12 protein-coding genes and 1 pseudogene are annotated in these 12,257 nt (G+C 63.4%); 4 read left to right on the top strand and 9 right to left on the bottom strand.

All coding sequences use genetic code 11. From position 1 onward, the window contains the following. Nucleotides 1-760 (bottom strand): anhydro-N-acetylmuramic acid kinase (locus VFE81_RS28620; protein ID WP_325047801.1); only part of this gene is annotated, 760 nt, incomplete at its 3' end. A 217-nt stretch (nucleotides 761-977) separates the two neighbouring features. Between VFE81_RS28620 and tyrS the strand changes: the two genes are divergently transcribed. From tyrS to VFE81_RS28635, 3 genes are all read left to right on the top strand, one after another. After that, on the top strand, nucleotides 978-2,222 hold the full coding sequence (gene tyrS / locus VFE81_RS28625) for a tyrosine--tRNA ligase (protein WP_325047802.1): 1,245 nt from the start codon (nucleotides 978-980) through the stop codon (nucleotides 2,220-2,222). A gap of 53 nt (nucleotides 2,223-2,275) precedes the next feature. Next, nucleotides 2,276-2,734, top strand: coding sequence for a D-aminoacyl-tRNA deacylase (gene dtd, locus VFE81_RS28630; protein ID WP_172160035.1), 459 nt, complete (start codon nucleotides 2,276-2,278; stop codon nucleotides 2,732-2,734). 109 nt (nucleotides 2,735-2,843) lie between these two features. Continuing rightward, nucleotides 2,844-3,521: a histidine phosphatase family protein gene (locus tag VFE81_RS28635; RefSeq protein ID WP_325047803.1), complete on the top strand. Its 678-nt coding sequence runs from the start codon at nucleotides 2,844-2,846 to the stop codon at nucleotides 3,519-3,521. Between the two features lie 221 nt (nucleotides 3,522-3,742). Here VFE81_RS28635 and ruvB read toward each other — a convergent pair whose 3' ends face one another. Both ruvB and ruvA read right to left on the bottom strand, forming a co-directional pair. Further along, nucleotides 3,743-4,807, bottom strand: a complete 1,065-nt coding sequence (gene ruvB / locus VFE81_RS28640; RefSeq protein WP_325047804.1) for a Holliday junction branch migration DNA helicase RuvB — start codon at nucleotides 4,805-4,807, stop codon at nucleotides 3,743-3,745. A gap of 33 nt (nucleotides 4,808-4,840) precedes the next feature. Beyond that, a complete protein-coding gene (gene ruvA, locus VFE81_RS28645) occupies nucleotides 4,841-5,422 on the bottom strand; it encodes a Holliday junction branch migration protein RuvA (protein WP_325047805.1) in 582 nt (193 codons plus the stop codon). 107 nt (nucleotides 5,423-5,529) lie between these two features. Between ruvA and VFE81_RS28650 the strand changes: the two are divergent. Further along, a pseudogene (locus VFE81_RS28650) lies at nucleotides 5,530-5,622 on the top strand (LysE family translocator); the annotation flags it as partial. A 4-nt stretch (nucleotides 5,623-5,626) separates the two neighbouring features. Here the strand turns inward: VFE81_RS28650 and ruvC are convergent. From ruvC to VFE81_RS28680, 6 genes are all read right to left on the bottom strand, one after another. Continuing rightward, on the bottom strand, nucleotides 5,627-6,169 hold the full coding sequence (ruvC, locus tag VFE81_RS28655; RefSeq protein ID WP_097390381.1) for a crossover junction endodeoxyribonuclease RuvC: 543 nt from the start codon (nucleotides 6,167-6,169) through the stop codon (nucleotides 5,627-5,629). A 178-nt stretch (nucleotides 6,170-6,347) separates the two neighbouring features. Continuing rightward, entirely contained in the window at nucleotides 6,348-7,913 is a 1,566-nt protein-coding gene (purH, locus tag VFE81_RS28660; protein ID WP_325047806.1) for a bifunctional phosphoribosylaminoimidazolecarboxamide formyltransferase/IMP cyclohydrolase, read from the bottom strand. Between the two features lie 67 nt (nucleotides 7,914-7,980). Further along, nucleotides 7,981-8,214, bottom strand: coding sequence for a Fis family transcriptional regulator (locus tag VFE81_RS28665; RefSeq protein WP_007180440.1), 234 nt, complete (start codon nucleotides 8,212-8,214; stop codon nucleotides 7,981-7,983). After that, nucleotides 8,211-9,278 (bottom strand): tRNA dihydrouridine synthase DusB, encoded by a 1,068-nt coding sequence (gene dusB / locus VFE81_RS28670; RefSeq protein WP_325047807.1) that lies wholly within the window; start codon nucleotides 9,276-9,278, stop codon nucleotides 8,211-8,213. Before dusB ends, VFE81_RS28665 begins: the two co-directional genes overlap by 4 nt. Nucleotides 9,279-9,528: 250 nt before the next feature. Next, nucleotides 9,529-10,764: a UbiH/UbiF/VisC/COQ6 family ubiquinone biosynthesis hydroxylase gene (locus VFE81_RS28675; protein WP_325047808.1), complete on the bottom strand. Its 1,236-nt coding sequence runs from the start codon at nucleotides 10,762-10,764 to the stop codon at nucleotides 9,529-9,531. Nucleotides 10,765-10,806: 42 nt separating this feature from the next. After that, on the bottom strand, nucleotides 10,807-12,213 hold the full coding sequence (locus VFE81_RS28680) for an aminopeptidase P N-terminal domain-containing protein (RefSeq protein ID WP_325047809.1): 1,407 nt from the start codon (nucleotides 12,211-12,213) through the stop codon (nucleotides 10,807-10,809). Between the last annotated feature and the right edge of the window lie 44 nt (nucleotides 12,214-12,257).

The raw sequence follows: 12,257 nt of genomic DNA on the forward strand, positions 1-12,257 counted from the left end.
GCCATTGCGGGTTGAACAAGTCGCGGCCGGTGCTTTTCGGTGGTTGCTGCGAGAAAAAGGGTTCATCGAGCAGTGCGTTCAACAACGTGCGATCGACCTGTCCGCCCGCGGCGAAATGGCCGTTCTCGTCGAAAGGCTTGCCTAGATGGCGCTGCGCCCATTCGTCGAGCAGTGCGTTTGCCGGCCCGCAATCGAAACCGCGCACGCCGCCGGTCGCGTTCAGGATCGTGATATTGCTGATGCCGCCGAGATTGCAGACCACCCGCGTTTCGTCTTTCGCGCCGAATACGGTGGCGTGAAACGCCGGTACGAGTGGCGCGCCCTGGCCGCCGGCCGCGACGTCGCGGCTGCGGAAGTCGGCAACCACATCGATGTGCATCATTTCCGCGAGCAGCGCAGGGTTGTTGATCTGCCGCGTGTATCCCTTTTCCGGCCGATGCCGCACCGTCTGGCCATGCACGCCGATCGCACGAACTTCCGAGGCTGGCACCCGGCTGCCTTGCAGCAATTCGTGGCAGCACACGGTGTAGCGCGTGGCGAGCGCGTTGGCCGCCAGCGCTTCGCGTTCGATCTCGTTGTCCCCCGGCTGTTGAAGCGCGAATAACGCCTCGCGCAAGCCTGCCGCGAAGCCGACAAACGCCTCGGCCAGCACCACTGGCGGCTTCCCTTGGGCAAATTTGACGGCGATACCGTCCACGCCGTCCATGCTCGTGCCGGACATCAATCCAAAGTAGACGCCGTCTGCGGGGTCTTGCGCCACGTTGCTGCTCCTCTCGATGATTCGTTGCCGTCTGTTTTAGCAGATTATCGACGCAATATCGACTCAAGCGCGGCCGAATATAAAGCGCCACGATGTCGATGGCGCGGCCCGGCAGCCCAAAATCGTGTGCCAGCGGGGCGCTTGGGGCTGAGTCAGTGGGCGCGGCGGCGCGCATCTATGGGACAATCTCCCTTTTTCGCGACTTCAAGTTTCCAGCATGAGCACCGAGTCCACCAAGCCCAGCCCCGCCTTCCCGATCACCGACGAAGTCCGTCACGCACTCGCCGTCACTAAACGCGGCGTCGACGAACTCCTGATCGAAGACGAATTCGCGCAAAAGCTCGCGAAGAGCGCGGCGACGGCCAAGCCGCTGCGCATCAAGCTCGGTCTCGATCCGACCGCGCCTGACATCCACATCGGCCACACGGTCGTGTTGAACAAGATGCGCCAGTTGCAGGATCTCGGTCACACGGTGATTTTCCTGATCGGTGACTTCACCTCGCTGATTGGCGATCCGTCGGGCCGCAACGCCACGCGCCCGCCGCTCACGCGCGAGCAGATCGAATCGAACGCGAAGACGTACTTCGAACAAGCCGCGCTCGTGCTCGACCGCGACAAGACCGAAATCCGCTACAACAGCGAATGGTCGATGCCGCTCGGCGCCGACGGCATGATCAAGCTCGCGTCGCGCTACACGGTGGCGCGTATTCTCGAACGCGAAGACTTCACCAAGCGTTTCCAGGGTGGCGTGCCGATTTCGATCCACGAACTCCTGTACCCGCTGATGCAAGGCTATGACTCGGTCGCACTGAATGCCGACCTCGAGCTCGGCGGCACGGACCAGAAGTTCAACCTGCTGGTGGGTCGTGAACTGCAGAAGCAATACGGTCAGGAACAGCAGTGCATCTTGACCATGCCGTTGCTCGAAGGCCTGGACGGCGTCGAGAAGATGTCGAAGTCGAAGAACAACTACATCGGCATCAGCGAAAAGCCGACGGACATGTTCGGCAAGCTGATGAGCATTTCCGACGTGCTGATGTGGCGTTATTTCGAGCTGCTGTCGTTCCGTCCGATGGATGAGATCGCGGCTTTTAAGAAAGAGATCGAAGCGGGCCGCAATCCGCGCGATTTCAAGGTGATGCTCGGCCAGGAAATCGTCGCGCGCTTCCACTCGCAAGCCGACGCCGAGCGCGCGCTCGAAGACTTCAATCATCGCGCGAAGGGCGGCGTGCCGGACGATATTCCGGCCGTGACGCTCGCAGGGGCACCGCTCGCAATCGGCCAGTTGCTCAAGCAGGCGAACCTCGTGCCGTCGACGAGCGAGGCCTCGCGCAACATCGAGCAAGGTGGCGTGAAGATCGATGGCACGACCGTGTCCGACAAGGGCCTGAAGGTCGAGGCCGGCGAGTACGTCGTGCAGGTCGGCAAGCGCCGTTTTGCGCGCGTCACGCTGACGGCTTGATGGCTTCGCAATAACGCGATGATGACGCGAGCGTTGCATTTGGAGTCGAGCCGATGATCGCGCTGATCCAGCGCGTGCGGCGCGCGGAAGTGCGCGTGGGCGACCGTGTGACCGGCGCGATCGAGGCTGGCCTGCTCGCACTCGTGTGCGCCGAACGTGGTGACACGGAGGCCGCAGCCGATCGGCTGCTCGCCAAGGTGCTCGGCTACCGCGTCTTCAGCGACGCGGCCGGCAAGATGAATCTCTCCGTGCAGAATCTCGACGGCGCCGGGCGAGCGGGCGGCTTGCTGCTCGTTTCGCAGTTCACGCTGGCCGCCGACACCAACAGCGGCCTGCGTCCCAGTTTCACGCCCGCCGCACCACCCGATGAGGGCAAGCGGCTTTTCGATTACTTCGTCTCGGCAGCCCGCGCAAAGCATCCGATCGTCGAGACAGGCGAGTTCGGCGCCGATATGCAGGTGTCGCTCGTCAATGACGGGCCGGTCACGTTCTGGCTGCAGACGAACGCTTGAGCGACAACTGCCGCTGCATGGTGTCTGCGGTGGCACTCGAAACTCCTCCACCGCTTTTTGCGACAATAGCGGCTCGGCATAACCCGCTACTGGCGCTCACGCTCATTCCATGACCACGCAGATTCTGTTCATTCGCCATGGCGAGACCGACTGGAACCGCATCAAGCGCATTCAAGGTCACATCGACATTCCCCTCGCGACGACTGGCGTTGCACAGGCGCAACGCCTTGCACGCCGCATCGCAAGTGAGGTGAAAGAGGGCGCGCGGCTCGACGCCATTTACTCGAGCGATCTGCTACGCGCACAGCAAACCGCGCAGCCAATCGCCGATGCGCTCGGCCTGCCGTTGCAACTGCGTGAAGGTTTGCGCGAGCGCTCGTACGGCGCGTTCCAGGGGCATGACAGTGACGAGATCGCCATCCGTTTCCCCGATGAGTACGCGCACTGGCAAACCCGCGACGCGGGCTTTGCGCCCCCTGAAGGTGAATCGCAGCGCACGCTTTACCATCGCGTGCTGCATGCGATCGAGCCGATCGTCGCCGCGCATCCGGGTGGGCGGGTTGCTGTCGTCGCCCATGGTGGTGTGCTGGATTGCGTACGGCGGTTCGCGTGCGGCTTGTCGCTCGATGCGCCGCGTGACTACGCGTTGCTGAACACGAGCGTCAACGTAGTTGATTATGCCGACGACGCCAGCAAGGCGACGATCGTGTCGTGGGCGGACGTGTCGCATCTCGACGCGCCAAGCGATGACGATAGCTTCAAGAGAGTGCCGGAACCGGGGCGCTGAGCGATGTGGCTTATTTCGACCCGCGCGTAGCGGCAACGCGGCGGCGCGCCTGCTTCGATACGCCGTTCACCAGCGCCTGGCAGATACCTGGCGCGACCGATCGACCGCATGCCGGGTTCGGTTGCCAGTGAGTCACCGCGAGGCGAGAGATCGCCGCGTGAGGTGCGCGGCCTGATTTGATCAGACATCCCTGAATCGCTCTCACGCGGTTTGTATCCAACTCAGGTCGCAGCCGAATCCCATATGCCGGCTATCGGGCTCGAAGCGTCCGGCGCGGCGAGACCGAAGTGCCGGTACGTGAGCAGCGTGGCAACGCGGCCGCGCGGCGTGCGCTGCAGGAAGCCTTGCTGGATCAGATACGGTTCGAGCACGTCTTCGATCGTGTCGCGTTCTTCGCCGATTGCCGCTGCCAGATTGTCGACGCCGACGGGGCCGCCGTCGAACTTATGCAGGATCGCTTCGAGCAGTTTGCGGTCCATCAGGTCGAAGCCGACCGCGTCCACGTCGAGCATTTTGAGCGCGGCGTCGGCCACTTCCGCGGTGATGTTGCCGTCTGCTTTCACCTCGGCGAAATCGCGCACACGGCGTAACAGCCGGTTCGCAATCCGTGGCGTGCCACGCGCGCGCTTGGCGATTTCGAAGGCGCCATCCGGATGGATTTGCGCATGCAGCAACGACGCCGAACGCGTGACGATGCGCGCCAGTTCCTCTGCGTTATAAAACTCGAGCCGCGCGACGATCCCGAAGCGATCGCGCAGCGGATTGGTCAGCATGCCCGCGCGCGTGGTCGCGCCGACCAGCGTGAACGGCTGCAGATCCAGCTTCACGCTGCGCGCGGCCGGTCCTTCGCCGATCATGATGTCGATCTGATAGTCCTCCAACGCCGGATACAGAATTTCTTCGACGACCGGCGAGAGCCGGTGGATTTCGTCGATGAACAGGACGTCGTTGGCTTCGAGATTGGTGAGCAACGCGGCGAGGTCGCCGGCGCGTTCGAGCACCGGACCGGAGGTTTGCCGCAGATTGACCCCCATTTCCCGCGCGATGATGTGCGCGAGCGTGGTCTTGCCGAGACCCGGCGGCCCGAACAGCAAGACGTGGTCGAGCGATTCGGAACGGCGCCTGGCGGCTTCGATGAAGATTTCCAGCTGACCGCGGATTTTTTCTTGCCCGACATATTCTTCGAGCTGGCGCGGGCGCAACGCGCGCTCGAACGCTTCTTCGTTCGGCGAGACGGGCGTGGCCGCAATGATGCGCTCGGCGGCGAGTTTGTCGGTTTCGATCATGCGTTCATTGTACCGCGCGCCCCCGTTTTAACTTCAGCCCTTGGAGAGCGCCTTCAGCGCGAGCTTGATACCCTCGGAAACGCCGGTGCCCGCCGGCACGTTCTTGACGGCCGCCAACGCTTCTTTTTCGGAGTAACCCAATGCGATCAGCGCGTTCAGGATATCCGAGGCGTGGTCGGATGCCGACGCCGCACCGGCCATCGCGCCCAGGTCGGCGCCGATCTTGCCCTTCAGTTCGAGGAGCAGCCGCTCAGCTGTCTTCTTGCCGATGCCAGGCACGCGAGTCAGGCGCGCTGCGTCCTGCATGGTGACGGTCTGCGCCAGTTCATGCACGCTCATGCCGGAGAGTACGGCGAGCGCCATGCGCGCGCCGATGCCGGTGATCTTCAGCAGTTCACGGAAGGTCGAGCGTTCCTCGGCGGAGCCGAAGCCGTAAAGCAGATGTGCATCTTCGCGCACGATCATTTGCGTGAGCAGCACGACACGTTCGCCGGTCGACGGCAGGTTGTAGAACGTGCTCATCGGCACATCGACTTCGTAACCGACGCCGTTGCAGTCGACGAGCAGATGTGGCGGGTTTTTTTCCAGCAGAACGCCGGCAATGCGACCGATCATGGCGGATTCAATCTTGAGAGAAAGGGCGAGTGTAGCGCAGCGTGTGGGGGGTGGTGAGATGCAAACGAGCGCTGTGGAGCGTTGACCCGGAGGAGCGGGGGCGGTCGGCGTGGCGCCGGCCGTCGCGGGTGCCGCAGTATCTGCTGGGGACGGTGTTCGCCGGGCTAGCTTGCCGGTTGGCACTGGCGAGCCGGAACTGAGTGTCTATCCGACCAACCGTCCGCGCCTGACGCGTAACCCCTTCTTCGCCAGCGAAGGCGCAATGCCGCCCAGCGTACTCAGCGTCGAGCCGCCATGCGCGTGGCAGATCGCCATGCCCAGGGCGTCAGCGGCGTCGGTGCCGGGCACGCCGGAGAGGTTGAGGAGCCGCACCACCATCTGCTGCATCTGCTCCTTGGTCGCGCGGCCGTAGCCGACGACGGCCTGCTTCAACTGCAGCGCCGTGTATTCGGCGACCGGCACGCCGCCCGCCACCAGTCCACAGATCGCCGCGCCGCGCGCCTGGCCTAGCAGCAGGGTGGATTGCGGGTTGACGTTGACGAACACCTTTTCGATCGCCGACTGGTCCGGCGAATGCTGGCGGATCAACGTCGAAATACCTTCGAAAATGGTGCCAAGACGCGACGGCAGATCGGCGTCGGCGGTTTTGATCACGCCGCTTGCGACGTAGCTGAGCGTGTGTCCGGTTTGATCGATTACGCCAAAGCCGGTCACGCGCAAGCCGGGGTCGATGCCGAGAATTCTCATGAGGTGCCGCATGTGCGGTGAAAACTAAGTGCTTGCGATACTACAACGAACGCGTGGTGCGGCGGTCGGCGTTCCAAAACAAAACGGCCCGGCGGAAAACTCCGCCGGGCCGTTTCACTCAAGCCAGGTTAGCGACTACCGCATCACAAAGAGTCAAGCGGTGTCCGCGAAGCCAAAATCAATGCCGGAAGTGACGCACGCCAGTCAACACCATCGCGATGTTGTGCTCGTCCGCTGCGCCGACTACTTCGTCGTCGCGCATCGAGCCGCCCGGTTGAATCACGCAGGTCGCGCCTGCCGCGACCACCACATCCAGGCCGTCACGGAACGGAAAGAACGCATCCGACGCCACAGCCGAACCGGTCAGCGCCAAACCGGCGTTTTGCGCCTTGATGCTCGCAATACGCGCCGAGTCCACGCGGCTCATCTGACCCGCGCCGACGCCGAGCGTCATGCCGTTGCCGCAGAACACGATCGCGTTCGACTTCACGTACTTCGCGACGCGCCACGCGAACAGCAGGTCGTCCATTTCCTTCGGCGTCGGGTGACGCTTCGTGACCACGCGCAATTCGTGCGGTTGCACGTTCTTCGAATCGAGCGATTGCACCAGCAGACCGCCGCCGACGCGCTTCAGATCGAACGCGTTATGGCCTTCACCCAAAGCAATTTCCAGCAGACGCACGTTCTGCTTGGCCGCGAACACCTGGCGAGCCGCTGCGCTGAACGACGGTGCGATCAGCACTTCGACAAACTGCTTGGCCACCGCTTGCGCCGCCGTTTCATCGACTTCACGGTTGAAAGCGATGATTCCGCCGAACGCCGAGGTCGGATCGGTCTGGAACGCCTTCGCGTACGCTTCGTTCGCGTCCGCGCCGATTGCCACGCCGCACGGATTCGCGTGCTTGACGATCACGCAGGCCGGCACGTCGAACGTCTTCACGCATTCCCACGCTGCATCGGAATCGGCGATGTTGTTGTACGACAGTTCCTTGCCTTGCAACTGGCTGTAGTTCGCCAGCGCGCCCGGCTGCACCGCCAGGTCGCGGTAAAACGCAGCGCTTTGATGCGGGTTTTCGCCGTAGCGCAGGTCCTGCACCTTGTTGAACGCCAGGTTGAACGTAGCCGGGTAAGCATTGCGCGACGAATGTTGCAGTTCGTCGGTCAGGCTCGTCAGATAGTTCGTGATCGCGCCGTCGTACTGCGCGGTGTGCGCGAACACCTTGGTGGCCAGACGGAAGTTTGTCTTGTAGGCGACCGTGTTGTTGTTCGCGCGCATTTCGTCGAGCACGACTGCGTAATCCGCCGGATCGACTACCACCGTCACATCGCGATGATTCTTCGCGGCGGAGCGCAGCATGGTCGGGCCGCCAATGTCGATGTTCTCGATCGCGTCTTCCAGCAAGCATTCTTCTTTCGACACAGTCTGCACGAACGGATACAGATTCACGACCAGCAGGTCGATCGTCGGAATGTCGTGCTTTTCAAGCGCTGCCATGTGTTCCGGCAGGTCGCGGCGCGCGAGAATGCCGCCGTGCACCTTCGGATGCAGCGTTTTCACGCGCCCGTCCAGCATTTCCGGGAAGCCCGTGTAGTCGGCGACTTCGGTGACGGACAGACCCGCGTCCGCGAGGAGTTTTGCGGTGCCGCCGGTCGACAGGATCTTGACGCCGAGGTCCGACAGCGACTTGGCGAAGTCGACGATGCCGGACTTGTCGGAAACGGAGATGAGCGCTTGCTTGATCATGATGAAGACGAAAAGCCGAAGGGAAACGTGGCAGGGCGCAAAAGAAACTAAAACGAACTACAACGAGCTACAGGAGGCCGTGCTGTTGCAGTTTCTTGCGCAGCGTATTGCGGTTGATGCCGAGATACTCGGCGGCCAGCGACTGGTTGCCGCCGGCCTGCTCGAGCACCACTTCGAGCAAGGGTTTTTCCACGCATGAAATGACCATGTCGTAGACGTCATGCGGATTGGAGCCGTCGAGATCCTGGAAATACATTCCCAGGCTGTCGCGGACAGATTGTTCGATATTGTTCTTGCTCATGCTGCTAGTCGGTCGGTATGGTCCGGCTCGCCGTCGTTCTTGGTGAGCGTCTCGTCGACGTAGACGAGGCGGTCGGAGATCGCCTTTTGGGCGTCGAAGAACTCGTTGACGGCGAGGAGTTGTTCGCGCGTGGTGTCCAGCGTATTCATGCGGTGCCGGAACACGTTGGCGCCAGAAAGGCCGCGAGTGTACCAGCCGATATGCTTACGCGCTGTGCGCACACCCGTAAATTCGCCGTAGAACGCGTAGTGATCTTCGAGATGCTCGTTCATCACTTGCTGGATTTCGTCGATGCGCGGCGGCGGCAGCAACTCGCCCGTTTGCAGGAAATGCTCGATCTCGCGGAACAGCCACGGACGCCCCTGTGCGGCGCGGCCGATCATGATGGCGTCGGCGCCGGTGGCGGCGAGCACTTCACGGGCTTTTTGCGGCGACGTAATGTCGCCATTGGCGACCACCGGAATGCGCACCGCCGCTTTGACGGCAGCGATGGTCTCGTATTCGGCGTCGCCGTGATACAGGTCGGCGCGCGTGCGGCCATGCACGGTCAGCATGGAAATGCCGGCGGCTTCGGCCAGATGCGCGACGGAGAGCGCGTTTTTGTTGTCGCGATCCCAGCCGGTGCGGATCTTCAGCGTGACGGGTACGGCATCAGGTCCGATGCCCACCGCGCTTACCACCGCCTCGACGATGCGCTGTACCAGCGGTTCGTTCTGCAGCAAGGCAGAACCCGCGGCGACGTTGCATACCTTCTTGGCCGGGCAGCCCATGTTGATGTCGATGATCTGCGCGCCGTTTGCCACGTTGTAGCGTGCCGCTTCGGCCATCATGGCTGGATCGGCGCCTGCGATCTGCACGGCGATCGGCTCGACCTCGCCCGTGTGGTTGGCACGGCGCATGGTCTTTTCGCTTTTCCACAACTGCGCGTTCGAGGCGACCATTTCCGACACCGCATAGCCCGCGCCGAGCCGTTTGCACAACTGCCGGAACGGCCGGTCGGTTACGCCGGCCATGGGGGCGACGAACAGGTTATTACGCAGATTGTGAGAGCCGAGAATAGGCATGACTAGGACGCGCCTGCGACCGATTGTTCAAATTCTGTCAATCGGAGCATTCGCGAAATGCGAGGGAAAACAGCTATTTTAGCGTTAACAGATAGCCGAGACCCGACTTGCGTCTGTCGTAACTCATTAAATCTTCTATGAAAGTGGTCCGGTTCATAGAGTCGGCACCCCTCGCGCGGCTTCGCTTATGAGCCTGATTTCGGTGCCTAAAAAGCTTGCAGAGGCTGTGGGGCGCGACGGGGCGGCGCGCTCAGCGGCGTTGACCGAACATCATTTGCCGTGCCAGCGCGGTTTTCACCGGCGGCACGAATTCGAGCGCGGTGAGGGCGAGGCCGCGCAAGGTGGCGAGCGGCGGGAAGTCGACCGTGAAAAGACGTGCGAGTGCGTCGGTCGCGCCGATCGTCAGGCGCCGGTCGAGCGCGCGGCGTTGCGCGAACGTCGCCAGTGCGAGCGGGGTGGGGCCTTCCACCGACAAGGCATCGGCAAGTGCATGCGCGTCGCGCAGACCGAGATTCAGACCTTGGCCCGCCACCGGATGCAGCGTTTGCGCCGCATTACCGATTGCGACGACGTGGCCCTTCACGAGCGTATCGACCGCGTTGAGTCCCAGCGGGAACGATGCGCGTCCTTTTATATGTGTAAAACTGCCCATGCGGTTGCCGAATGCGGCGCCGAGTTCGTGCAGGAACTCGTCGTCCGGGAGCTGTGCGCGTCGCGCCGCTTCGTCGGGTGCGCAGCACCAGACCAGCGCGTAATTGGCGCCGCGCACACCGCCCATCGGCAGTAGCGCGATCGGTCCTTGCGACGTAAAGCGCTCCCACGCCACATGCGGTTGCGGCGCCGATACGCTGACCGTGCCGACCAGCGCGGTTTGCCCGTAATCGCGCGTACCGCCGGCATCGCTGTGACCAGCGCCCCTTGCGGTTTTCTGGTCGCCGAACAGACCGCCTTCGGCATTCACCAGAATTCGCGTGCGCAGATTGCGTGTGACACCCGCGGTTTCGATCGGCAGCGTGACGCCGTCGAGGTCCTGAGTCGGCGCTGCGGCGGACGTGGAGCGGAACCAGTGTACGGACGTCGCATGAACCGCCTCGGCAAGACCATGCACGATCGAGCCATAACGCAGTACGTAGCCGAGCGCCGGCAAGCCGTGCTCGCTGTGGTCGATCAGTGTGCGGCCGAAATGGCCGCGCTGGGACACGTGGATGCGCTGGATTGCGGTGGCGTCCGCGGGCCAACTCAGCGGTTCGAGAATCATCCGGCTGCCGTGCGACACGGCGATCGCGCGCGGATCGGCAATCGAATCTTCCGGCTCGCGCGCGTCGATCAGCGCGATCTTCAGCGCCTGCGTCGCGCTGCGTCGAGCCAGCCAGCCGGCAAGCGCCAGCCCGACTGGCCCGGCGCCAACGATCGTCGCGTCGAAATCGAAGGGATGGTCGGACGCGGCGGGTTTCAGAATCACCGTCGACTGGGAAACGTCGTTCATTGCGGGCTACTTCCTTGGGTTACTGCCGGGGTTGCTTCTGGGTCATTTTCCAGCTTCCTGGGCCGCGCGGGCTTCCTGCATCAGCGTCTCGATCGCGTCGGCCGCCACCGGGACGTCGCGTGTGATCAGTTCGCAACCGGCCGGCGTGACGATCGCGTCGTCTTCGATGCGGATACCGATGTTCCAGTAACGCTCGGGCACGCCTTCGGCCGGACGGATATACAGACCGGGCTCGATGGTCAGCGTCATCCCCACTTGCAGCGTGCGCCACGGCAGCGCGCCTGCTTCGTCGCGCGGTGCGCCGCGTTCGCGGTAGTCGCCGACATCGTGCACGTCCATGCCGATCCAGTGGCCGGTACGGTGCATGTAGAACGGCGCATAGGCGCGCTCGGCGATCACGTCGTCGACCGAGGCGAACTTCGTGCGGTCGATGATGCCGGTGTCGAGCAGCCCTTGCGACAGCACGCGCAGGGCGGCCTGGTGCGGATCGTCGAAGGTGGCGCCGGCGCGGGTGGCGTTGACGGCAGCCTGCTGCGCGGCCAGCACGATGTCGTACAGCTCGCGCTGTGCCGGCGTGAAGCGGCCGCTTGCCGGGAAGGTGCGAGTGATGTCGGATGCGTACCCGTCGAGTTCGCAGGCGGCGTCGATCAGGATCAGGTCGCTGTCCTGGGCAATCGCATTGCCGGCTGAGTAATGCAGCACGCAGGCGTTGGCGCCCGCGGCGACGATCGACGTGTAAGCCGGCGCTTGCGCGCCGAATTTGCGGAACGTGTAGAGCAACTCGGCTTCGAGTTCGTACTCGCGCACGCCGGGGTGGCAGGCGGCCATGGCGCGGCGATGCGCTTGCGCGGAAATCTGTCCGGCGCGGCGCATGATGGCGAGTTCGTGGGCATCTTTGACGAGCCGCATGTCGTCGAGCAACGGAATCAGGTCATGCGCGACGGTGGGGGCGGCGACGCCGCCGCGGCCTTGTGCGCGCACAGTGTCGAGCCAGCCGCGCACCTGTTCGTCCAGTTCCGCCGACGTGCCCAGCGCGTAATGCAGCGACGGCTTGTCAGCGAGAATGCGCGGCAGTTGCGTATCAACTTCGCTTACAGCGAAGGCGGCGTCGAAGCCGAACGCCTCGCGCGCGCCGTCCGGCCCGAAACGGAAACCTTCCCACGTCTCGCGCTCGACATTCTTCTCGCGGCAGAACAGGATCGAAGCCGGCTCGCCAGGCGCTGCGCTTGCGTCGAGCACCAGCAACGCCTCGGGCTCGGTGAAGCCCGTCAGATAGTAGAAGTAGCTATCGTGCCGGTAGGGGTAGTCGGTGTCCCGGTTGCGCAGTTTTTCCGGCGCGGTGGGGACGATGGAGACGCCCCCGCCCGCTGCGCGCAGCGCGGCGAGTACGCGCTCACGGCGCGCGCGATAGACGTCGATGGCGATGGTGGGTTCGGTCGGCTGATTCATCTTGCGATTGTAGCGCCCAATGCGGAGACTTATTTTGCGCGGAT

This window comes from Paraburkholderia sp. (assembly GCF_035656215.1).
GTDB lineage: Bacteria > Pseudomonadota > Gammaproteobacteria > Burkholderiales > Burkholderiaceae > Paraburkholderia.